Below are 20,456 nucleotides of genomic sequence, written 5' to 3'. Positions count from 1 at the left end.
AGACCATCATGTACGCCCAGGGACTGATCGGCGCAGACGGCGAAACCAAGGAATCCGGAGAATTCCTCGCCGCCTTCCAGAAACGCATCGATGCCGAGGAAAAGATCGAGCCGAACGATCCGATGCCCGAGGGGTATCGCAAGACACTTGTGCGCCAGATCGGCCAGCACGCCCATTCCGAGATCGTCGGCATGCTGCCCGAGGGCAACTGGATCACCCGCGCTCCGACGCTGCGCCGCAAGGCTGCGCTCCTCGCCAAGGTCCAGGACGAAGGCGGGCATGGTCTCTATCTCTATGCCGCCGCGGAGACGCTGGGCGTCACCCGCGAGCAGATGACCGAGGAGCTTCTGAGCGGCAAGGCCAAGTATTCCTCGATCTTCAATTACCCGACTCCGACCTGGGCCGATATCGGCACCATCGGCTGGCTGGTCGACGGCGCAGCGATCATGAACCAGATCGCGTTGTGCCGCTGCTCCTATGGCCCCTATGCCCGGGCGATGATCCGCATCTGCAAGGAAGAGAGCTTCCACCAGCGCCAGGGCTACGAGATCGTCATGACCCTCGCCAAGGGCTCGCCCGAGCAGAAGGAGCTGGCTCAGGATTCGCTGAACCGCTGGTGGTGGCCGTCGCTGATGATGTTCGGCCCCTCCGACCGCGACAGCGTCCATTCCGAGCAGTCGATGGCCTGGAAGATCAAGCGCTTCTCCAATGACGAGCTGCGCGACAAGTTCATCAACGCGACCGTGCCGCAGGCCGAATATCTCGGCCTCAAGGTTCCCGATCCTGACCTCAAGTGGAACGAGGAAAAGGGCGGCTACGACCACGGCGAGATCGACTGGGACGAATTCTGGCGCGTGGTGAAGGGGCACGGGAAGATGAACCGCGACCGCATCGCCGCCCGCAAGAAGGCCTGGGACGACGGCGCCTGGGTGCGCGAGGCAGCCCTCGCCCATGCCGAGAAGCGCCGCAACCGGCAGGACGCCGCACGGCACGCCGCGGAGTAAGCCCCACTGCATCCCGATCGTTCCGGAGAAAACGGGAACGATCGTAGAGAAACGAGAGGCCCTGCTGTACGGCGGGCATTCGGAGGAAAGCCGATGAGCAACGAAATGCCGCTTTGGGAGGTGTTCATCCGCCCCCGCAACGGCCTGGCCCACCGCCACTGCGGGTCGGTCCACGCCGCCGATGAGGTCATGGCGCTGCAAGCCGCCCGCGACGTCTACACCCGCCGTGGCGAAGGCCTGTCGATCTGGGTCGTGAAATCCGACCAGATCGTCGCCTCCGACCCGCAGGCGAAGGACGAGTTCTTCGAGCCGACCGCCTCGAAGGTCTACCGCCACCCGACGTTCTACGAGATCCCCGAGGAAGTGGGGAACATGTGATGTCCCATCCTGCGACGGACACCCGTGAGGCGCTTCTCGAGCAGTTGCTCAGGCTCGGCGACGATTGCCTGGTCCTCGGCCACCGCGTCAGCGAATGGTGCGGCCATTCGCCGATCCTCGAAGAGGACATGGCGATGCCGAACATGGCGCTCGACCTGATCGGCCAGGCCCGCTCGCTCTACACCTATGCCGGCGAGATCGAGGGCAAGGGCCGCGGCGAGGACGACCTCGCCTACCTGCGCGGCGACCGCGAGTACAGGAACCTACTGCTGGCCGAGCGCCCCAATGGCGACTTCGCCCACACCATGCTGCGCCAGCTCTACTACGCGGCGTTTATGGAGCCGTATTGGCGCGAGACGGCGAAGTCTACCGACGTGACGCTGGCCGGCATCGCCGGCAAGGCGGTCAAGGAACTGGCCTATCACATCCGTCATTCCGGCGAATGGGTGATCCGGCTGGGCGACGGCACTGAGGAAAGCGCCCGCCGCATGGCCGACGCGGTCGAGGAGCTGACCCCGTATACCGACGAGATGTTCCAGACCGACGCGGTCACCGACGCGCTCGCCGAGGCCGGCATCTGCCCCGACCCCGCCTCGCTGCGATCCGAGTGGGAGCGGACGATCGACACGATTTTCGCCGACGCCAACCTGACCCGCCCGACGATCGATTATCCGCAGATCGGCGGCCGCACCGGCTTCCACGGCGAAGAATTCGGCCATCTTCTGTCCGAATTGCAGTACATGCAGCGCACCTATCCAGGCATGACCTGGTAGCAGCGATGAGCGTCGTCTCCCTCGATCAGGCGGAAGCGAAGCAGAGGGCGTGGGACGCCGCGGCCACCGTGCCGGATCCGGAAGTGCCCTGCGTCACGGTTGCCGATCTCGGCATCCTGCGCTCGGTCGACATCGTCGACGGCGTCGCGGTCGCCAAGGTCTCGCCGACCTATTCCGGCTGCCCGGCAACACAGTTCATCGAGTTCGCGATCGAGACGGCACTACGCGAGGCGGGCTTCGAGCCACGCATCGAACGCGTCCTGTCGCCGGCCTGGACCACCGACTGGATTACCGAGGAAGGCAAGGAGAAGCTGCGCGAATACGGCATCGTCCCGCCGCAGAAATCCTCCAACTCGGTACGCTCCCTGTTCGGCGAGACGACCGTCACCTGCCCGCATTGCGGCGCGAGCGACACCGAGCGCATCTCGGAATTTGGCTCGACGCCGTGCAAGGCGCTTTACCGCTGCAAGAGCTGCACCGAACCCTTCGATTATTTCAAATGCATATGAGGCGACCATGCGCTTCGACTTCCACACGCTGAACGTACGCTCCGTCGACCGGCAGACACCCGACGCCGTGGCGATCACCTTCGACCTGCCCGATACCGTCAATGGGGCCTTCGATTTCCGGCCCGGCCAGTACCTGACGCTGCGCGCCACCGTCGACGGCGAGGAGCTGCGCCGCACCTACTCGATCTGCTCGCGGCCGGGCGAAGACTGTCTCCGGGTCGGGGTCAAGGTCCTCGAAGGCGGCAAGTTCTCGAGCTGGGCCAACCGTACGCTGCAGGCCGGCGATCGCATCGAGGTGATGGAGCCGGAAGGCCGTTTCGGCGTTGATGTCGGCGGATCGCACGACTACCTGCTGATCGCCGCCGGCTCCGGCATAACGCCGATGCTGTCGATCGCGGCGTCGGTGTTGTCGCGCGAGCCGCAAAGCCGCGTCACCCTCGTCTACGGCAACCGTACGACCAACGCGATCATGTTCCTCGAGGATCTGGAAGATCTGAAGGACACCTATCTCGACCGCTTCAACATCATTCATCTGATGAGCCGCGAGGAACAGGATGTCGACATCCTCAACGGCCGCATCGACGCCGCCAAGCTGAAGGACCTCGCCGAGCGCGGCATAATCGAGCCGGCGTCCGCCGACGCCGTGCTGATCTGCGGTCCCGGCGACCTCATCGAGAACACTTCGCAGGCCCTAAAGGATCTCGGCGTGGCCGAAGACAGGATCCTGTTCGAGCGCTTCACCCCGGCCGACGGCCAGTCTCCGCGCAAGGCGCCGTCCGCCGCCGCCAAGGCAGCCGCCGCCGAGGGTGTGCATGTCGAGGCTATTCTCGACGGCCGCCGTCGCGAGTTCGACATCGCCCAGCCGGGCCAGACCGTGCTCGAAGCGGGGCTCGCCGCCGGCATCGACGTCCCCCATTCCTGCACCGGCGGCATGTGCTGCACCTGTCGCTGCAAGATCGTCGAGGGCTCGGGAGAAATGATCGTCAACTACTCGCTGAAGCCCTGGGAAATCGAGCAGGGCTTCACGCTCGCCTGCCAGACCCGGCCGACCTCGAAAAAGCTGGTTCTCGACTTCGACGCGGTGTGAGTGCCTGCGATCCGGATCGGCCCGGCAATTGTCCGGGTCGAACGGCGATTCAACGCGGCTTACCAACGGGATAGCCGCCCCGACATCGTATGCCCCGCCACCTTTTCCACGCCCCCCAAAAATGCAGATGTAGCAGGCGCGCTGGGCGGGCGCTCCCCACCGTTGCCGCCCGCAGACCAGGAAGATATTCCGGCAGACGATCGGGGCGGAGTTGGTGCCTGGCGGACTGCTCTGAACCGGGAATTGCGGGCCGGGATGCTCTATGCGGACCTGCCGATCGCCTATGCGCGGCGGAGCCCCGCACAGGCTCGTGGAGGGACATGGGCTCGAACTTTCTGCGGTTTCGGTTATAGACACGGTCCGCGACGCACGGACTGCGGCGGCCTGCGGGGTACATGTCCCTGATAAGGGCTGCCCATTTCATCGGAGGAACGATTCATGCCGGCCCTTTTCCAATCATCCGCAACACCGGGCGACAAGCCCGCCAACATCGCGGCTATCGCGCGAGCGGCGGCAGCCGCGGCGGCTACCGGCGCGCAGATCATCACGTTTCCCGAGCTGTTCCTGACCGGCTATAATCTCGGCACGCGGCTTCGCGACCTGGCGGAACCGATCGATGGCCCGTCCGTGGGTGCCATCTCGGAAATCGCCCGCACCCATGCGATAGCGATCGTGCTAGGGATGCCAGAGCGCGATGGGGACCGCGTCTTCAACACCGCTCTCGTCGTCGATGCCACCGGTGCGGTGGCCGGGCGATACCGGAAAATCCACCTTTTTGGCGACGACGAACCCAGCATATTCACGCCCGGCGAAGGGCTGACCGTCATCACGGTCGGGCCGTTCAAGGTCGGCCTGGCGATCTGCTACGATATCGAGTTCCCGGAGCTTGCGCGCGCGCTCGCGCGTGGCGGTGCGGATCTGATCGCGGTGCCGACCGCGAACATGCTGCCCTATACCGAGGTGCCGACGACGGCCGTCCGCGCCCGCGCCTTGGAGAACGGGGTCGCCGTCATCTACGCCAATCTCATCGGCACCGACGGCTCGCTGACCTATACGGGGGGAAGCGCGATCGTCGGATTCGACGGCCACGATCGCTGCCGCGCCGGCTTCGGAACCGAGGCCCTGCTCAGCTGCACGAGCGAATCCGTGCTGCCATCGGCAAATCCCCATCCCCTCGCCAGCACGCAGCTCCGCGATGTCCGTCCCGAAGCGCTTTTTGTAGTCGACTAGTCGCCACGGACCTCGGCAAAGTCCCACATCCGCGCAGGCCGAACGGTGTCGACACGGTAGTCGGTGGCGGCGCGGGTGAAGAAATCACGTCCGAACCGCCGTGCGGCGCCAATTGGATCGCCCGGGTCGCGACGGACGTCACCACGGGAATTGCCAAAGCCGTGAACCACGCCGACGAAAGTCGAGCGGGAATACCGCGCGTACTCCTGGAACTGGGTCAGAACGGCGGCGGCAACCATCGGAAACGTTTCTTCGGAGCTGATCGCCAATCCCAACCGCTTGTTCTTCATCCGCTCGATCACGCCGGCGGAGCCGGGATAGGATGCGGCGTAGTAGCAGAACATGCGGTCGAAAAACGCCTTCAGCTGCGCTGACGGGCCGTACCAGTAGACGGGTGTAGCGGCGATAAAGCCGTCCGCAGGCAGGAACTTATCGAGGAATACGGAGCGAAAACCGTCGTCGATCGAGCAGTTGCCGTCGCTGTCCCGGCACGTCCGGCAATCACGAAGAAAATCCTTCAGGAAGTCGTCCGCGAATACAAGGTCGGCCTCGTGTCCCGTCTCACGCAGTCCTGCCGCAATTTCACCGGCCAGAATGGCGGAATTGCCATCGCGTCGGGGGCTCGACGACAAGACGAACGCTTTCATCCATTTCTCCTTCAGTGAACGGCGTATCCCGCCGGCAGGCAGACCGTCGGAGCCGGATAATGTCAAGCGCAGGCGTGAACGATTTGCGTTGCCCGGCGTAATAAGGGCATGATCCGGTGGACGATCCAGTGGATCGACCAGTGGATCGAAACGTGTTGTCCCGGCGACACGCCCAGCGAACGCAGTCACGCACGGACCGGGGATCGTGTGCCCGGGGATCGTACGGCCCGAGACCCGTACGTCCCGGAGTTCGCGAGACTTGGGAGTGTGAAGACCAACGGACACCTGGCCAGATGAGTTTTGCGGAAACGACGATCGACTTAGGCGCGCTGACCGCGGACGGTCGTCGTCAATCCGCGGCTTCCGATATCAGGTCCGTCGTCGACGCGCTCTCCGTCATCGCCGAGGCCGTCGGCCATTCGGATTTCTATTCCACCGCACTGAAAGCCCTGGCCGGACTGTTCGGGTGTTCGCACTACGTCGCGATGCGTTACACCCAGTTCGGGAGTCCGCGTTTCCTCCACCACAACTGGCTGACCGAGGAAGAGATCCGGCACTACAATGAAGAGCTTTACCGCCTCGACCCCGCCTTCGGCCTTGTGAGAAGCGGCAAGACGCGCCCGGTATTCTCCTTCATCCAGATAGCCAACGAGAACCCGGTGAGCGTGTTCTTCAAGAACCTGGAACACATGATCCGCGTGAAGGACGAGCTCGTGTTCCTGCTGCCGGCCGCGGGCGGCATCTGGGCTGCATTGTGCGTCGATCGCGTCAACGCTGCGTTCGACGAAAGCGATATCTCCTTTGCCGAGATGATCCACCCACTCGTCGACCGATTGCACAGGCTGCATATCGACCGGTCCCTGCTGGGTCCCCGCAGCGGCTACGGAAGCGATGCCGACCTGGCCGTGCTGGTTGCCGATCAGGACGGCCGAGTTGTGCTGAGCAACCCGGCGTGGTCCAAGTTTTTCGAAGATGCAGCCCCCCTCGATCTTGCCGAGATTGCGGGCGGCCGTGACAGCGGCGTCCATTTCCTGCCAGCCGACGAAGTGCTGTACTGGGAGCCGCTGGACGCGACGCATGCGGTTGCGCCCCACGGGCGCATCTACATCATCGAGCACCATTCCCCCGGCGCCGTCGGCTTGAATCTCGAAAGTCTTATCGCCAGCGTCCAGATGAAATACCGCCTCACGCCGCGCGAATGCGAGGTGGTTCGTCTCGTCCTCCAAGGTCGCTCTGTTGTGGACATTTCGGACCGGCTCTCCGTGAGCATCGGAACGGTACGCAACCACAAGCAGCGCCTGTATCGGAAGCTCGGTGTCAGCTCGGAACGTGAGCTGTTCCCGCTGCTTGTCGGCCCGTTGTTCGGGGAGCCGTAGGCCTCTCGTTCGGGTACGAGCCTGAAACAATCCCGCCCAAGAAGGCCTTCCCCAATGGTGGAATCTTGCACCATTGCCGGTGCTTCCCGTTTGGTGCTGAACTTATAGGCGGCAAAGCGGCCACCAAGGGCCGCGGCCCGGCCTGGTCAAAACGATTCCCAAAGGGAGAAGAAATCGATGAGCCTGAATTCCTGGTTCGGCACCCACGCAAAACCCATCGGCATTGTCGCGTCCGCATTTGCGATGTGGGCGACCACGGCGACTGCCGCCGAGACGATCAAGATAGGCGCGCCGATTCCGCAGACCGGCCCCTTCGCCAGCGACGGCACGGTCATGGAAAAGGCGATCAAACTCGCCGTCGACGATATCAACGCGAATGGTGGCTTGCTCGGCCGCCAGCTGGAAATCGTCCATTTCGACATCGGGGAACTGACTCCCGACAAGCTGCAAGCCGCGGCGGTCAACCTGATCGATCGCAACGAAACCGACCTGATCATCACCGGGTACGGCGGCTTCGGTCCGGACATTCCGGCCTTCTGCCCGTATGACGTCCCGTTCATCCACGTCGATGCGTTCTCGAGCGTCGTCGATCTGATGAACAACATGAACTGTTCGAACATCTTCAACATCTCCGACGTTGAAGCGGCGTATGGCCGGGTCCTGTTCGATCAAATCATGTCGCTCGGCTACGACTTCCCGAACAAGAAGCTCGCCATCGTTCATGGCCCCTACGAATGGGAATACGGATTGACCGGGGCGATGGCCGAAGCCGCCGAACCGGCCGGCTGGGAAGTCGTGTTCAACGAGGAAGTGCCCTACGAAAGCGTGCAGTGGCCGCCGATCCTGAGCAAGATCCGGAACCTTGAACCCTCGCTCATCCATATCGAGTTGATCGACCCTTCGCTGACCAGCACGTTCATCCAGCAGTATCGGGAGAACCCGATCCCGGGCGCGCTCGTGAGCGTTGGCTACGCGGCCTCGATCCCCGCTTTCGGTCAAGTCGTGACGAGCGGCGACGCGGACGGCGTGCTCGGCATAACCCTGTCGGCGCACCGTCCGGGCGATCCGGCTGCGGAAGCCTTCGTCGCGGATTGGCAGAAGGCCTATGGCGAAGAGCCGCCCTACAGCATTGCCGCGGCACTCTACGACGGCGTCAACATGTGGGCCGAGGCCGTCAAGAAAGTGGGCGATCCGACAAAGCACGCCGAGATCAACGCGGTGCTCCTGGAAACGCCCTACAGCGGACTGACGGGCGTACTGGATCTGAACGAACGGCACATGATCCCGACGAGCGACGAGACGCAGCCCTCGTTCCTGCTGCAGGCGCAGGACGGCAAGCTGAAGACCATTATGCTCGGCACCAAACACACCGGCGACTTCGTGGTTCCCGAGTTCGCCAAATAGCCGACGCGAAACCGGTGACGGCACGGCCTATCGGCTTCCACGTGCCGTCACCGTCCCACGCGACCGCCCAAGTGTACCTCCCCTCCGTTCCGGGAGAGCGAGAGTGAACAAGCCTGCCCCCAACACCGCTACGCGACACGACGATCATCTGATGTCGCTGGATCGCGTCCATCGCACATTCGGCGCGCTCCGGGCGCTCGATGACGTCAGTTTCGACATCCGGCGCGGCGAAGTTCTCGGCGTCGCCGGTCCGAACGGCGCGGGTAAGACGACGCTGATGAACATTTGCACGGGTGCGTTGCCCATCACCAGCGGGCAGATCGTGTTCGAGGGCCATCGCGTCGACCGAATGCCCCCCTATCGCCGCTGCCAGATGGGAATCGCCCGTACGTTCCAGATCCCTCATATCTTTTCGTCGATGAGTGTCCGTGAAAACGTCGCCCTCGGCGCGGATTTCGGGCAGGGCCCGCGCGCGCACGGCGATCACGACACCCACATCTCCAACGTTCTCGAGATCACCGGCCTGTCGAACCAGGCCAATGCCCCGGTGACAGCCGCCAATCTGATCACCCGCAAGCGCATCATGCTGGCCGCCGCTCTTGCGACCCGGCCGCGGGTGATTTTCCTGGACGAGCCGATGGCCGGGCTCAATCACGACGAGGTCGAGAGCTTCGTCGAGCTGTTTCGCGACCTTCACAACGCGCTCGACCTGACCCTGGTCATCGTCGAGCACAAGATTCGCGCGCTGGCCGCACTGTCTCAGCGGATCCTGATCCTCAACTTCGGATCGGTTCTCACGATCGACACGCCGGAAAAAGTGCTCGCCGACAAAGCTGTAATCGACATCTATCTGGGAACGCAGAACCTTGCTTAGCGTCCGCGACATCGATGTTTTCTATGGCGATTTCCACGTCTTGCACGGCGTTTCGCTGGAGGTCGAAAAAGGCGAGCTTGTCGCGGTCATCGGTGCGAACGGCCACGGGAAAAGCACGCTCCTGAAGGCAATGTGCGGCCTCGAGCCGATCGCCAGCGGCGACATCGTCTACCAGGGCGAGAGCATTCGCGACCTGGATGCCCCGCAGCTCGTCGCGCGCGGGCTGGTTTATGTCGCCGAGGACCGACGGCTGTTCCCGGACATGACCGTCAGGGAAAACCTCCTGCTCGGAGCCTATCTCGACCGGGGCCGGAAGCGGCGCGACCAAACGTTGGCCCACGTCTTCGAGCTCTACCCCCGGCTCGCCGAACGCCAGCGGCAGCTTGCGCGCACGCTGAGCGGCGGTGAGGCGCAGATGCTGGCGCTTGGCCGCGGCCTCATGTCCGCGCCCGACCTCATCGCCATCGACGAACCCTCGCTCGGACTCGCCCCCAACCTGGTCGACTCCATGCTGCAAACCGTGCACCGGCTCAAGGAAGACGGAATGACCGTCCTGCTGGTCGAGCAGAGCCTTGCGCTGATCGAAGACGTGGTCGATCGGATCTACACGCTGGAAGAAGGCGTCCTCTCGGAAAGCCGCAAGACGGCAACGGAGAGGAGCTGAGCCATGGATCAATACGTCGAAGTTTTCATAGGTGGGATCGCGCAGTCGGCCGTCTACTGCATCATGGCGTTCGGTCTGGCGATGGTCTACGGGACCGCGCGCATCCTCAATTTCGCGCATGGCTCGCTCTACACGACCGGCGCGTATCTCGCCTGGGTGCTTACGGTCGGCGTCGTCGGTCTGCCGATACTGGTCGCCGCGCCGATCCTCGTCATCATCCTGTTCTTCGCCGGCGTCGGGCTGGAGCGCGTGCTCATCCGCCCGTTCAGGGGCGGCGCGGACTGGAAGATCAACACGATGATGGTGACGCTTGGCCTCGCGTTCCTGCTGGACAATGCCAATCTGCTGATCTTCGGACCGGTTCCCCGTCCCCTGCCGACCTTCGTCGAGGGAACCGTCACGATCTTCGGCGCGGTGATTTCCTCCTACCGGGTCGCGGTATTCGGCATCGCGATTGCCATCCTCGTCGCCCTGGAAGTGTTCATGCATACTAACCGCTTCGGCCAGGCGGTACGCGCGGTCGCACAGGACATGCAGGGCGCCAAGCAGGTCGGAATCAACGTCAATCAGGTCTTTGGCTTCACATTCGGCCTCTCGGTCGTGCTGACCGGCATCGCCGGCATGCTGCTGGGCCCGATCTTTCTCGTGTCGCCGCAGGGCGGCTGGGAGCTGTTCCTGAAGGCTTTCGTCATCGTCGTCCTCGGTGGCCTCGGCAGCACCCGCGGGGCGGTTGTCGCCGCCTTCATCCTCGGCCTGATCGAGGCCTTCGTCGTCTATGAGATCGGGGCGTCGTGGACGATGCCGGTCTGGCTCCTGACGCTGCTGATCGTGCTGATGATCCGGCCGCAGGGCCTCATGGGCGTCTGGGCCAAGTGAGTTTCTGGCGATGAGCGATATGACGATGTCAACCAAAGAGCCGACCGACAATCAGACGCGCCGCCGCCCGGCCGGGACACACCCACTCGCCTATCTGGGTTGTGTGGCCGCGCTGGCGATTGCGGGCTACCTGATCGACGATCCCTACATCCGCCACGTGCTGATCCTGTGCTTCTTGTGGTCGTTGGTCGTCGCCGGCTGGGACATGGTGCTGGGCTATGCCGGCATCTTCAACTACGCCCAGCTCGTCTTTTTCGCAGCCGGCGCCTATGCGGTCGGGATGTTGACCACGCAAGCAGGCGTTCCGCCCGTGGCCGCGCTCATCATGGCCCCCGTCGTCGTCGCCGGCTTCGGCCTGCTGGTGGCGTTGCCGTGCCTGCGGCTGAAGGGGGAGTACGTCGCCCTCTTCACCTTCGCCATCCATCTCGCGACGCCACCGCTGATCCTCAAGGCCAAGGCATGGGGCACCGGCGGCGCGCTCGGCCTCTACGGTATCCCGCCTATCGAGATCGCCGGCATCACATTCGGGCCGCGCGATACGCTGGCCTGGTATTTCCTGACGCTGATCGTCGCGAGCGCCACGATATACGCCGTCTATTTCATCGTCCTGCGCCAGCGCATGGGACGCGCGTTCATGGCCCTGCGCGATTCCGAGGATTTCGCCCGCTCGCTCGGCGTCAGCGACTTCCGGTACAAGCTGCTCGCGTTCATGGTCTCGGCGGCCGTTACCGGCCTCGCCGGCGCGCTCTATGCCAACTACACCTCGGTCGTCACGCCGAAGATCCTCGGCAACGAGTTCTTCCTGCTCGCCATGGTGATGCTCGCGGTCGGTGGTATCGGCAAGTTCCCCGGCGCGGTCGCGGGCGCGTTCATCGTAACGATCGCCAACGAGCTCCTGCGCAGCGCGGGCAATACGCGCCTGCTTCTGCTCGGCCTGGTGGTTGTGCTCACGCTTCTGCTGCTGCCGAACGGCATCGTCTCGCTTCGCGACCGCGTCCTTCGTCTTCTGCCCGTCAGGAGATCCGGTTGAGACCGGCCGACCTGTCGTCGCGTTGCCCGTCCCCCTTATCCGAGTCCGGCGCATGGCCGGAATCGCCCCCTACCCCAATGCCGCGAGGAGATAACAACCATGACGGCCACCTTTGACGAAAACGCCTTTTCCGGCCTGCTCCATGCCGGCACGCACGGAACCTTCATGCGGCTCCCGTCGATGCCCGCGAAAGCGGCGGATCTCAAGGAAGCAGGGATAACCGCAGCCGTCCTGGGCGTTCCGTGGGATGCGATGTGCATCAGCCGCACGGGCGCGAACTACGGCCCGCGGACGATCCGCGACGTCAGCGACCAGTTCTCTTTCTTCAACGCCAATACCGGCGTCGACCTGAACGATCATTACAAGATGGCCGACTGCGGCGATGTTCCCGTGAACCCGGGAGCGGCCGTGCAGACGATCGACCGCGCCGAGGCGATGGTCACGGAGATCCTCGAAGGCGGCGCGATGCCCGTCACCATCGGTGGCGACCACTCGATCACCATTTCCTGCGTCCGCGCCTTCGCCAAGAAGTACAAGAAGCCCGGCCTGGTCCTGGTCGACATGCACTTCGACACCGCCGAGGCGCTGAACGGCGAAACGCTCAGCCATTGCTGCCCGATCACGCGCGCGGTCGACGCCGGCTTCGATCCCAGCCGCATCGCGATCGTTGGAACCGGCGGCTGGATGAACCCGAAGTCTGAACTCAACTACATCAAGGACAAGGGGATCACGGTCTTCCCCGCCGAGCAGATCTGGGAAGAAGGCGCCCGCTCCGTGGCACGCAAGGCGGCAGCCGTGGCGAACAACGGCGCGGACGGCGTCTACATCACCTACGACATCGATGCGATCGACGCGGCCTACGCACCGGGAACGGGCGTGCCCGCCCCGGGCGGAATGACCTCGCGCGAGGCGATCGCCATGGCCAACGAACTCGGCCGGATCGGCATCCATGGCTGCGACCTGGTCGAGGTGTCGCCGTCCTGGGACCACGACGGCATCACCAGCCGTCTGGCGGTCCGGCTCATCCTCGAGATGCTGGCCGGCAACGCAGAAGCCAACCGCTGACGCGCAAGACCACGAAGGGAGAACGCCATGGCGGCATTTTCGGAAGAGAAGCGGGCGCGCCTTCGCGCGCTCGCCGAAGGGGAGTTCCTGCAGAGCAGCGATCCGGCGATCGACGCGTTTCTGCAGCGGATGGAGGCGGAGAACGCGCCCGTCTTCTCGGACGTCTATGCCGGAGACATGACGTTCTTCAATGCGCCCCGCAAGAACGATCTCGACCAGGTCGATCTGGCTCTGGTCGGGATACCATTCGAGGCGAGCGCGCCGGTCCGGGCCGGAACGCGGCTTGGGCCACGTTCCTTCCGCGAATGGTCGAAAGTCCGCGGGCCGGTTCACGACGTCTGGAAGACGATCCCGTTCGAACTGCTCAGCGTTGCCGATATCGGCGACATTTCGTTCGAGAGCCCCCACGACGTTGCCTCCTGCGTGCAGACGATCCAGGAAACCTTCTCCGGTTTCCGCCGTAAGGGCATCACCCCGTTCTCGGTCGGCGGCGTCCACACGATGTCGCATCCGATCCTGACCGGTCTCGCGTCCGGCGAGGGCGTCGGCCTCGTTCAGATCGACGCCCATGCGGACACCGCGCGAGGCAGTTTCCAGGGCGATCGTCTGAACGATTGCCGGGTCTTCCTCAACGCCATGCTCGACGAGGCAATCGATCCGGAGCGGACCATCCAGATCGGCATGCGCGGGTCGCTCAGCCCGTACTGGGACTTCTCCAAGGAAGCGGGCGCGCGCATCATTCCGATGCATGAATGCTACGATCTGGGGGTCTCCGGCCTGCTGGATGAGATCCGCAGCGTCATCGGCGACGGACCGTTCTACTTCTCCCTGGACACCGACGGCATCGACGCGACCTATCTGCCCGGGACCCAACTGCCCGAGCCGTTCGGCTTCACCACCCGGGAGGTCGTCCAGATCATCCGCGGGATGCGCGGCATGGACATCGTCGGGGCCGACATCGTCGAACTTTGCCCGCCCTACGACCCCAACGGCATTTCGGCAAACATCGCCGCGGCGCTGGGTTTCGAAATGGTATGTCTGCTGGCCGAGGCGCACGTGGCGCGGAACGGCCAGACCAGAAAGACGCACTGGCGCTAGCACATCCCGCATAGGCCGCGGGAGGGCATCACGCCCTCCCCGGCTTCACGTCGCCGCGGCCATCTGCTCGGCCATCACGCAGAGCAGTTCGAACATCAAAGATACCCCGAGCCAGGCAGTCGCGCCGGAGGGATCGAAAGGCGGCGACACCTCGACGAGGTCCGCGCCGACGATGTTCACCCCCCGAAGCTCCCGCACGACCTGGATCGCCTGGAAGGAATTCGGCCCGCCGACCTCCGGCGTGCCCGTGCCCGGCGCGAAGGCCGGATCGACGAAATCGATGTCATAGGAGACATAGGTCGGCCGGGTGCCGGCGATCGATCGGGCCTCGGCCATCACATCCTCGATGCCGCGCTTGAAGAACTCCTCGATCGCGATCACCCGGATGCCGACGGACTCGGCGAAATCCCGGTCCTCGGTGTCGTAGGCCGTACCGCGGATACCGATCTGGACCACGCGCTTGGGGTCGAGGAGCCCTTCCTCCACCGCGCGGCGGAACGGCGTCCCGTGCGTGTACATCGAGCCACCGAAATAGCTATGGAACAGGTCGGTGTGGCTGTCGAAATGGATCATGCCGAGCGGTCCGTCGGCGGCGAGGCCGCGCAGGATCGGCAAGGTGCACAGATGATCGCCGCCGGCGGTCAGCGGTACGATGCCGGCCTCCCGGATACGGCTGTAATACCGGGTGAAACGGTCGAGGCTGTCCTGCAGATCGGCCGGGTTCGGCGGCACGTCGCCGAGATCGGCGCAATTGACGAGCTCGAACGGCCGGACACCGGTCGCCCCGTTGCCGGCCCGGATCATGGTCGACAGGTCACGCAGCTGGCGCGGCCCGTGGCGGGGCCCCGCCCTGTTGGTCGTGCCGCTGTCCCACGGCGCGCCGACGAGCCCGATCCCGACCTCGGCGATACGCGGATCGTCCAGGGAAACGTGCGGCAACCGCATGAAGGTCGGCACGCCGGCGAAGCGCGGCAGATCGAAGCCGGAGACCGGCTGAAAGAATGGATCGCTCAAGACAGTGTCCTCAACAGGTGGTCACGGCATAGCACTGCCGCCATTGATGCCATAGCACTGGCCGGTCACGAAGCGTGCCCCGTCCCCGGCGAGATAGAGGGCCAGCGCGGCAATTTCCTCGGGAGCGGCGAAACGGGCAAGCGGAATGTCGAGATCCCGCGCGAGTGCCTCCGGGCTCATGGTCGCCGGGCTCGTCATGTCGGTGTCGACCGGTCCCGGTGCAATGGCATTGACGAGGATCTGCGGGGCGAATTCCGTTGCGAAGCTGCGGGTCAGCGCAACGACGCCCCCCTTCGACGCGCTATAGGCCGCCATTCCTTCGCGACCGAGGAAGGCGAGATCGGATGCCAGGTTGATGATGCGGGCCGGTGAGACGCCCGCCGGCCGTTCGCGCATGTGCCGCGCCGCCTCGCGACCGACGAGAAACGTGCCACGCAGGTTGACCGCCACAACACGATCGAAATCGGCGGCACTTGTCTCCAGGATCGGGGCTTCGCGCAGAATGCCGGCGTTGTTGACGGCGATATCGAGGGTTCGGAACCGCGCGGCGACCTCAGCGAGCATGGCAACGACGTCGTCTTCGCGCGAAACATCGGCCTCGAACGCGAAACTCTTGGAGCTCAAAGCCTGAAGGTCCGCGAGCGTTTCGGCGGCCCGTTCGTCTCCGTGATGGCAGATCGCGACACTGGCGCCCTCTCGGGCAAGGGCCAGCGCAATGGCGCGGCCGATGCCGCGACTGCCACCGGTGACGAGCGCCGTCCGGCCGGCCAGAGCCCCCGTCATGCCATCACCTCGCCCCGGTCCACATTGACCGCCTGGCCGGTGATGTTGGCCGCATTATCGGAGGCGAGAAAGAGGTACAACGAAGCCACGTCGGCCGGTTCCATCAACCCGCCGATTGCCTGCCCGGCGACGATCTCCCCGAGCAACGCGTCTTCCTCCGCTCCGGTTTGTGCCGCCATCGCCGCGAGCGAGCGCATCGATGCTTCTGTACGAACCCAGCCCGGGCATACGGCGTTCACCGTGATCCGACGCGCGCCAAGCTCGCGCGCCCAGACCCGGGTCATGCCGATCAGCGCGTGTTTCGAGCCCACGTAAGCCGAGAAGTCCGGCACCGCGGTCTTGCCCCAGATCGAGGCTGTAACGATGATCCGGCCGCCCTCGGCGATCCGCGAAGCGAGTGTCCGGGTCACGTTGTTGGTGCCGGTCACGTTAATCGCCATCACCCGGGTAAAGGCATCATCGACGGAGGAATCCGGTTCGGCGAGCGGCGTGGGCCGCTCGAGGCCGGCATTGTTGATCAGAATATCCAGTTCGCCCATGTCGGCCAGCGCTGCGTCAACCGACGCCCGGTCGGAGATATCGCAGACGATGGCGGAAACGGGCCGCGCCGCGACCGCCGACAGGCGCTCGGCTGCGGAGCGAACCGCATCGTCCTCCGCGAGCACGACCAGATCGGCGCCGGTCGTCGCAAAGGCCTCGGCCACAGCGAATCCGATGCCGCGACTTGCGCCGGTTACCAGCACGCGCTTGCCGGCAAAATCGAAACGCGCGCCCATCATTCGCGTTCGGACAAGTCGTGGCGCACCACAGCGGGTGCTGACCAGACGCCGGGATCTACGTCCGGAACGCCCTTCGCGGGGATCTTTTCTGTCAGAGGTTCCCGACTCCGGCACATGGCCCGAAGACCGGTCTTGGTCAATTCATGCATTGAGAGATCGTTGCCTTCGTTGAGAAACAAGCGCTTCCGGATTCTGCCTTCAACCACGCGGATTCGCCAGACGTTGCGGCGGGTCGCGCACTCTATCGCATGAGCCCGCCGCAGGCGTCCCGTATCGCGTAGAAGTCGCAGGAATAGCGGCTGGTTCATCGCCTCACGCACACACGCTTCATCTGGAACGAGACGCTTGGGACCGTTTCGTTGTTGTCGCCGCGGACGATGCGACGAAAACCGGCAATGCCCCCCGAATTGGTGATCGCCTTTCAGGAACTTCATCGCAGATCGTTTTCCCGCTACTCTTCGCGATCGAAAGCGATCCCCTCCGTGAGAGGATGGATGCAGGTCCGGTTATGGACGGCTTTGCAGTGAAGCAACGCCACGCAATGGCCACGCGCGGGAAACGGGCGAAAACGCGGCGCTCCGCCTTCACGCGGGCTGTCTCCACGGTTCCCTCGGCGTTGTGCCTGACCGCCGGACTGATACTGGTCGCGTGGCTTTGGCCAATTCTGGACGCGGTGCCGACGCGGATCGATGAGCCCGTTCGCCGCGACCCGACGATCGTATTGCTGGCCGCGGACGGCAAACCGTTCGCCGAGTTCGGCCCGCATCGCCAGCCGCCGGTCACGCGGGACGATCTCCCGGACCATTTCATCGATGCACTTCTGAGCATCGAGGACCGCCGTTACTACCAGCATTTCGGGATCGACCCCTTCGGGATGCTGCGCGCCGGGCTGCGCAATGCGCGCGCCGGACAGATCGTCGAGGGCGGCAGCACGATCACGCAGCAACTGGCCAAGATCGATTTCCTCGGCGGCGAGCAGAGCTTCGAAAGGAAGATTCGGGAGGTCATCCTGGCCCTCCGGCTGGAAGCGGCCTACAGCAAGGACGAGATCCTGCTGCGCTATCTCAATCACGCCTATTTCGGCGGCGGGACCATCGGCCTGGCCGCAGCCTCCGACCGGTATTTCGGCAAGAAACCGCGCGCACTCGGCGTTCGCGAATCCGCCGTTCTGGCGGGACTGATCCGCGCCCCGTCCCTCTTGAACCCGCAGGCGTCCGTCGAGCGGGCGACTGAACGGGCCGATGTGGTGCTGGCCGCCATGGTCGATGCCGGAAAGCTCTCGCCGCAGGCTGCCGATGCAGCCCGTCGGGAGCCGCTATCAATCCGCTCGGCCGGTTCGGACCCGGACCCCGGCGTCTGGTTTGCCCAGTGGGCCGTCTCCACCCTTCGATATGAGGGAAAGGAGGACATGTCCGTCCGAACGACATTCGATCCACGACTGCAATCCATTGCCGACACGGCCGTGCGGGGCGCCTTCGCCGGCGCGCGCGCGAAAGGGGCCGGAGTCTCTCAGGTCGCGCTGGTCGCGATGCGTCGAGACGGTGCGGTGCTGTCGATGGTGGGGGGACTGGATCCGGGCAAGACGCAGTTCAATCGCGCCTACCAGGCCCGGCGGCAGCCGGGGTCGGCGTTCAAGCTCTTCGTCTATCTGGCCGGCCTGCGCCTCGGCTATCGTCCCGACGACGTGGTGATGGACATGCCGGTCAATATCGATGGCTGGTCGCCGAAGAACTACAACGGACGGTACTACGGATATATCTCGCTGTCGGAGGCCTTCGCGCGGTCCGTCAACACGATCGCGGCCCGTTTGGGCAACGCGGTTGGCGCCAGCGCAATCATTCTCGCAGCCCGCGACCTCGGCATCGATGCGGACCTCAACGCGGTCGGAAGTCTTGCGCTTGGAACCTCCGGCGTGACGCTACTGGATCTGACCGGTGCTTACGCATCCGTCGCTGCGGGCGTGATGGCGGTCGAGCCCTACGGCATTGAGACACACTCCACGGCGGAATCGCGTCCCCGGCTGGACCATCGCGGCGAACTTCTGGAAATGCTTCGAATGGTCGTCGATCAGGGAACCGGCCGTCGCGCGGCCTTGAATCAGCCCGTTGCGGGAAAGACGGGAACGAGCCAGTCGTACAGGGATGCCTGGTTCGTCGGATTTGCCGGCGATCTGGTGGTCGGGGTCTGGGTCGGCAATGACGACGAAACCCCCATGCACGGCATCACCGGGGGCTCGCTACCGGCCCAGATCTCCCATGACTTCATGGAAAAGGCCTTGCCGTTGATGCCCGCTGCCCCGACCGTCGCGCAATCCGGGCCCGCCGCGGCGGAGACGGCGGGCGGCTTCTTCGTCGAGGAGACCGGAAAAGCCGACAATGGCTTCTTCGAAGTCGCGGACCAGCCGCTGTTTTTCAGGGAACAGCGAGGAGCTGATTGATCTGTCGCGGGCTACTAGCGCGCGACCATTCCGGGAAAAATTGCAGGCTCCCGGGCCGGGCCCGGAGCGGCATGCCGGCCTATCCCTGCCTCGAGAGCATCTCGGACTGGAAGCAGCGCCGAATGTCGGTGACGAACGAAATATGGACGACGGCGCAGGCTGCGATGGCCGGCACCAGAAACAGGGCATTCGGCCCGGGCAGCAATATCCCACCCATCGTCATGCGAATCACCTCTCCAGACCGAACGAGCGGGATCGCCAGCAACAGAACCGAGAGATGGGATATCAGGAACAGGGCGATCCGGTTCCGACTCCGGAATGCCCAAAGGCCAGCGAGATATCCACACAGGCAGAAGACGAAGATACCGTAGCCGTTCGGCCCGAAAACCAACTCAAGCAGATAGAAAAGCTCGCGGTTCGGCTGGACCAGTTCGAGATTCACGAACCATAACAGATAGCTCGACGGAAAGAAGCCGAGCAGCACCATCGAGGCCGCCATCGCCGTCAGCCACGCGAAGGCAGCGACGGGAGCCAATAGGAGTATGGGGTGCGTACTTCTGATCACTCCGAACGTATGCCGAAAATGCATTAACGTTATCTTGCTGATTGCTGCCGTTGCCGGCGCCAGGCGCGATAGAATTCCTTTCGGAAGGCACCCCAAAAACCGACGGTAGGCGGCCAATGGTCAGGGAGCGGGGGAAATAGGTTTGTTGCGCGTGAGCGTCGCTGTGGCTGTGTTGTTGGGCCTCGGTCTGACATGCACGCCTGCGCGCGCGGACAACCCGTTCATCACGAGAAAGCCCGTCTACAACTGGAATGGACTTTGGTGGGGCGGCCATCTGGGTGCCGAATGGGGGGAGCTTATTGCGGAGCCGGCCTCCGGCACCGGATACGAAGACGCCCGTTTTTCGGGCGGGATCGGGCTCGGCTACGACAGGGAATTCAGCCGCGTCGTCTTCGGCGTCTCCGCCGATACGGACTTCGCGTCGTGGAGCGCCGGCGGGCGCATGTACCTTCCCGCCGTCAGCCCGTCATTGCTCTCACCACAATTGACCGTGCGCAGCGAGATGGAATGGTTCACGACGGTGCGCGCGCGCATCGGCGTGCGGTTCGATCGCGCCCTGCCCTATATCACCGGCGGTCTGGCGCTCGCCAAGATCACCACCTCCGCCCAATCCGTCGCGACCACGGGCCCGTTCGCCTTCGCTCCCGTCACGTCCGATTCCTGGGAAGCGGGCTATACCATCGGCGCGGGCCTGGAATATCGGTTGACCGAGCACGACACGCTTGGCGTCGAGTATCTCTACTATCAGATACAGGGGCCTGATCTCGTTGTCGTCCCGCAGAACTGGCGCCTCGACAACAAGATCCGCGGGCACATCGTGCGCGCGACGTTCAAATACACGTTCTAGACGAACACCGCACACT

22 protein-coding genes are annotated in these 20,456 nt (G+C 64.3%); 16 read left to right on the top strand and 6 right to left on the bottom strand.

Going from position 1 to position 20,456, the window contains the following annotated elements:
• The first annotated feature begins 8 nt into the window (after nucleotides 1–8).
• From paaA to MUB46_RS12750, 6 genes are all read left to right on the top strand, one after another.
• Entirely contained in the window at nucleotides 9–1,004 is a 996-nt protein-coding gene (paaA, locus tag MUB46_RS12775) for a 1,2-phenylacetyl-CoA epoxidase subunit PaaA (protein ID WP_261616304.1), read from the top strand.
• A 93-nt stretch (nucleotides 1,005–1,097) separates the two neighbouring features.
• Nucleotides 1,098–1,382, top strand: a complete 285-nt coding sequence (paaB, locus tag MUB46_RS12770) for a 1,2-phenylacetyl-CoA epoxidase subunit PaaB (protein ID WP_261616303.1) — start codon at nucleotides 1,098–1,100, stop codon at nucleotides 1,380–1,382.
• On the top strand, nucleotides 1,382–2,155 hold the full coding sequence (paaC, locus tag MUB46_RS12765) for a 1,2-phenylacetyl-CoA epoxidase subunit PaaC (RefSeq protein WP_261616302.1): 774 nt from the start codon (nucleotides 1,382–1,384) through the stop codon (nucleotides 2,153–2,155). Before paaB ends, paaC begins: the two co-directional genes overlap by 1 nt.
• Nucleotides 2,156–2,160: 5 nt before the next feature.
• The gene (gene paaD / locus MUB46_RS12760) at nucleotides 2,161–2,664 is read left to right on the top strand and encodes a 1,2-phenylacetyl-CoA epoxidase subunit PaaD (RefSeq protein ID WP_261616301.1); all 504 of its coding nucleotides are present in this window, start codon (nucleotides 2,161–2,163) and stop codon (nucleotides 2,662–2,664) included.
• Nucleotides 2,665–2,671: 7 nt separating this feature from the next.
• On the top strand, nucleotides 2,672–3,751 hold the full coding sequence (locus MUB46_RS12755) for a 2Fe-2S iron-sulfur cluster-binding protein (protein WP_261616300.1): 1,080 nt from the start codon (nucleotides 2,672–2,674) through the stop codon (nucleotides 3,749–3,751).
• A gap of 438 nt (nucleotides 3,752–4,189) precedes the next feature.
• Nucleotides 4,190–4,981: a carbon-nitrogen hydrolase family protein gene (locus tag MUB46_RS12750; protein WP_261616299.1), complete on the top strand. Its 792-nt coding sequence runs from the start codon at nucleotides 4,190–4,192 to the stop codon at nucleotides 4,979–4,981.
• On the opposite strand, the gene MUB46_RS12745 is transcribed toward MUB46_RS12750, so the two are convergent.
• On the bottom strand, nucleotides 4,978–5,628 hold the full coding sequence (locus MUB46_RS12745) for a flavodoxin family protein (protein WP_261616298.1): 651 nt from the start codon (nucleotides 5,626–5,628) through the stop codon (nucleotides 4,978–4,980). The genes MUB46_RS12750 and MUB46_RS12745 overlap by 4 nt on opposite strands.
• Nucleotides 5,629–5,921: 293 nt before the next feature.
• Here MUB46_RS12745 and MUB46_RS12740 point away from each other — a divergent pair, with 293 nt between their 5' ends.
• From MUB46_RS12740 to MUB46_RS12705, 8 genes are all read left to right on the top strand, one after another.
• Nucleotides 5,922–7,004: a helix-turn-helix transcriptional regulator gene (locus MUB46_RS12740; RefSeq protein WP_261616297.1), complete on the top strand. Its 1,083-nt coding sequence runs from the start codon at nucleotides 5,922–5,924 to the stop codon at nucleotides 7,002–7,004.
• A gap of 177 nt (nucleotides 7,005–7,181) precedes the next feature.
• Nucleotides 7,182–8,408 (top strand): ABC transporter substrate-binding protein, encoded by a 1,227-nt coding sequence (locus tag MUB46_RS12735; protein WP_261616296.1) that lies wholly within the window; start codon nucleotides 7,182–7,184, stop codon nucleotides 8,406–8,408.
• Between the two features lie 103 nt (nucleotides 8,409–8,511).
• Nucleotides 8,512–9,282, top strand: coding sequence for an ABC transporter ATP-binding protein (locus tag MUB46_RS12730; RefSeq protein ID WP_261616295.1), 771 nt, complete (start codon nucleotides 8,512–8,514; stop codon nucleotides 9,280–9,282).
• Nucleotides 9,275–9,946: an ABC transporter ATP-binding protein gene (locus MUB46_RS12725; protein WP_261616294.1), complete on the top strand. Its 672-nt coding sequence runs from the start codon at nucleotides 9,275–9,277 to the stop codon at nucleotides 9,944–9,946. The genes MUB46_RS12730 and MUB46_RS12725 overlap by 8 nt, the downstream gene beginning before the upstream one ends.
• A gap of 3 nt (nucleotides 9,947–9,949) precedes the next feature.
• The gene (locus tag MUB46_RS12720) at nucleotides 9,950–10,822 is read left to right on the top strand and encodes a branched-chain amino acid ABC transporter permease (RefSeq protein WP_261616293.1); all 873 of its coding nucleotides are present in this window, start codon (nucleotides 9,950–9,952) and stop codon (nucleotides 10,820–10,822) included.
• 25 nt (nucleotides 10,823–10,847) lie between these two features.
• Nucleotides 10,848–11,852, top strand: coding sequence for a branched-chain amino acid ABC transporter permease (locus tag MUB46_RS12715; protein WP_261616292.1), 1,005 nt, complete (start codon nucleotides 10,848–10,850; stop codon nucleotides 11,850–11,852).
• A gap of 99 nt (nucleotides 11,853–11,951) precedes the next feature.
• Complete coding sequence (gene speB / locus MUB46_RS12710) at nucleotides 11,952–12,917, top strand: agmatinase (RefSeq protein WP_261616291.1); 966 nt, start codon at nucleotides 11,952–11,954, stop codon at nucleotides 12,915–12,917.
• Nucleotides 12,918–12,944: 27 nt separating this feature from the next.
• Nucleotides 12,945–14,015, top strand: a complete 1,071-nt coding sequence (locus MUB46_RS12705) for an arginase family protein (protein ID WP_261616290.1) — start codon at nucleotides 12,945–12,947, stop codon at nucleotides 14,013–14,015.
• 45 nt (nucleotides 14,016–14,060) lie between these two features.
• Here MUB46_RS12705 and MUB46_RS12700 read toward each other — a convergent pair whose 3' ends face one another.
• The 4 genes from MUB46_RS12700 to MUB46_RS12685 are packed head-to-tail and all read right to left on the bottom strand — an operon-like array spanning nucleotide 14,061 to nucleotide 17,025.
• Complete coding sequence (locus MUB46_RS12700; protein WP_261616289.1) at nucleotides 14,061–15,029, bottom strand: agmatinase; 969 nt, start codon at nucleotides 15,027–15,029, stop codon at nucleotides 14,061–14,063.
• A gap of 21 nt (nucleotides 15,030–15,050) precedes the next feature.
• Nucleotides 15,051–15,812 (bottom strand): SDR family NAD(P)-dependent oxidoreductase, encoded by a 762-nt coding sequence (locus MUB46_RS12695; protein ID WP_261616288.1) that lies wholly within the window; start codon nucleotides 15,810–15,812, stop codon nucleotides 15,051–15,053.
• The gene (locus tag MUB46_RS12690) at nucleotides 15,809–16,588 is read right to left on the bottom strand and encodes an SDR family NAD(P)-dependent oxidoreductase (protein WP_261616287.1); all 780 of its coding nucleotides are present in this window, start codon (nucleotides 16,586–16,588) and stop codon (nucleotides 15,809–15,811) included. Before MUB46_RS12690 ends, MUB46_RS12695 begins: the two co-directional genes overlap by 4 nt.
• Nucleotides 16,588–17,025 (bottom strand): hypothetical protein, encoded by a 438-nt coding sequence (locus MUB46_RS12685; protein WP_261616286.1) that lies wholly within the window; start codon nucleotides 17,023–17,025, stop codon nucleotides 16,588–16,590. The genes MUB46_RS12690 and MUB46_RS12685 overlap by 1 nt, the downstream gene beginning before the upstream one ends.
• A 56-nt stretch (nucleotides 17,026–17,081) precedes the next feature.
• Between MUB46_RS12685 and MUB46_RS12680 the strand changes: the two genes are divergently transcribed.
• The gene (locus MUB46_RS12680) at nucleotides 17,082–19,028 is read left to right on the top strand and encodes a transglycosylase domain-containing protein (protein ID WP_261616285.1); all 1,947 of its coding nucleotides are present in this window, start codon (nucleotides 17,082–17,084) and stop codon (nucleotides 19,026–19,028) included.
• Nucleotides 19,029–19,107: 79 nt separating this feature from the next.
• On the opposite strand, the gene MUB46_RS12675 is transcribed toward MUB46_RS12680, so the two are convergent.
• Nucleotides 19,108–19,593, bottom strand: a complete 486-nt coding sequence (locus MUB46_RS12675) for a hypothetical protein (protein ID WP_261616284.1) — start codon at nucleotides 19,591–19,593, stop codon at nucleotides 19,108–19,110.
• A 163-nt stretch (nucleotides 19,594–19,756) separates the two neighbouring features.
• Here MUB46_RS12675 and MUB46_RS12670 point away from each other — a divergent pair, with 163 nt between their 5' ends.
• Complete coding sequence (locus MUB46_RS12670; protein ID WP_261616283.1) at nucleotides 19,757–20,440, top strand: outer membrane protein; 684 nt, start codon at nucleotides 19,757–19,759, stop codon at nucleotides 20,438–20,440.
• Nucleotides 20,441–20,456: the final 16 nt, after the last annotated feature.

The organism is Microbaculum marinisediminis, from assembly GCF_025397915.1.
GTDB classification, from domain to species: Bacteria; Pseudomonadota; Alphaproteobacteria; order Rhizobiales; family Tepidamorphaceae; genus Microbaculum; species Microbaculum marinisediminis.
This window is presented reverse-complemented; position numbering and strand designations above follow the sequence as displayed.

Bases quoted from the DNA above. Each gene is read 5' to 3' on its own strand.
- MUB46_RS12680 (WP_261616285.1), top strand. From the start codon at position 17,082: ATGGATGCAGGTCCGGTTATGGACGGCTTTGCAGTGAAGCAACGCCAC.
- MUB46_RS12755 (WP_261616300.1), top strand. From the start codon at position 2,672: ATGCGCTTCGACTTCCACACGCTGAACGTACGCTCCGTCGACCGGCAG.
- MUB46_RS12715 (WP_261616292.1), top strand. From the start codon at position 10,848: ATGTCAACCAAAGAGCCGACCGACAATCAGACGCGCCGCCGCCCGGCC.
- paaD (WP_261616301.1), top strand. From the start codon at position 2,161: ATGAGCGTCGTCTCCCTCGATCAGGCGGAAGCGAAGCAGAGGGCGTGG.
- MUB46_RS12735 (WP_261616296.1), top strand. From the start codon at position 7,182: ATGAGCCTGAATTCCTGGTTCGGCACCCACGCAAAACCCATCGGCATT.
- paaC (WP_261616302.1), top strand. From the start codon at position 1,382: ATGTCCCATCCTGCGACGGACACCCGTGAGGCGCTTCTCGAGCAGTTG.
- paaB (WP_261616303.1), top strand. From the start codon at position 1,098: ATGAGCAACGAAATGCCGCTTTGGGAGGTGTTCATCCGCCCCCGCAAC.
- MUB46_RS12685 (WP_261616286.1), bottom strand. From the start codon at position 17,025: ATGAAGTTCCTGAAAGGCGATCACCAATTCGGGGGGCATTGCCGGTTT.
- paaA (WP_261616304.1), top strand. From the start codon at position 9: ATGTACGCCCAGGGACTGATCGGCGCAGACGGCGAAACCAAGGAATCC.
- MUB46_RS12750 (WP_261616299.1), top strand. From the start codon at position 4,190: ATGCCGGCCCTTTTCCAATCATCCGCAACACCGGGCGACAAGCCCGCC.
- speB (WP_261616291.1), top strand. From the start codon at position 11,952: ATGACGGCCACCTTTGACGAAAACGCCTTTTCCGGCCTGCTCCATGCC.
- MUB46_RS12695 (WP_261616288.1), bottom strand. From the start codon at position 15,812: ATGACGGGGGCTCTGGCCGGCCGGACGGCGCTCGTCACCGGTGGCAGT.
- MUB46_RS12705 (WP_261616290.1), top strand. From the start codon at position 12,945: ATGGCGGCATTTTCGGAAGAGAAGCGGGCGCGCCTTCGCGCGCTCGCC.
- MUB46_RS12720 (WP_261616293.1), top strand. From the start codon at position 9,950: ATGGATCAATACGTCGAAGTTTTCATAGGTGGGATCGCGCAGTCGGCC.
- MUB46_RS12740 (WP_261616297.1), top strand. From the start codon at position 5,922: ATGAGTTTTGCGGAAACGACGATCGACTTAGGCGCGCTGACCGCGGAC.
- MUB46_RS12690 (WP_261616287.1), bottom strand. From the start codon at position 16,588: ATGGGCGCGCGTTTCGATTTTGCCGGCAAGCGCGTGCTGGTAACCGGC.
- MUB46_RS12745 (WP_261616298.1), bottom strand. From the start codon at position 5,628: ATGAAAGCGTTCGTCTTGTCGTCGAGCCCCCGACGCGATGGCAATTCC.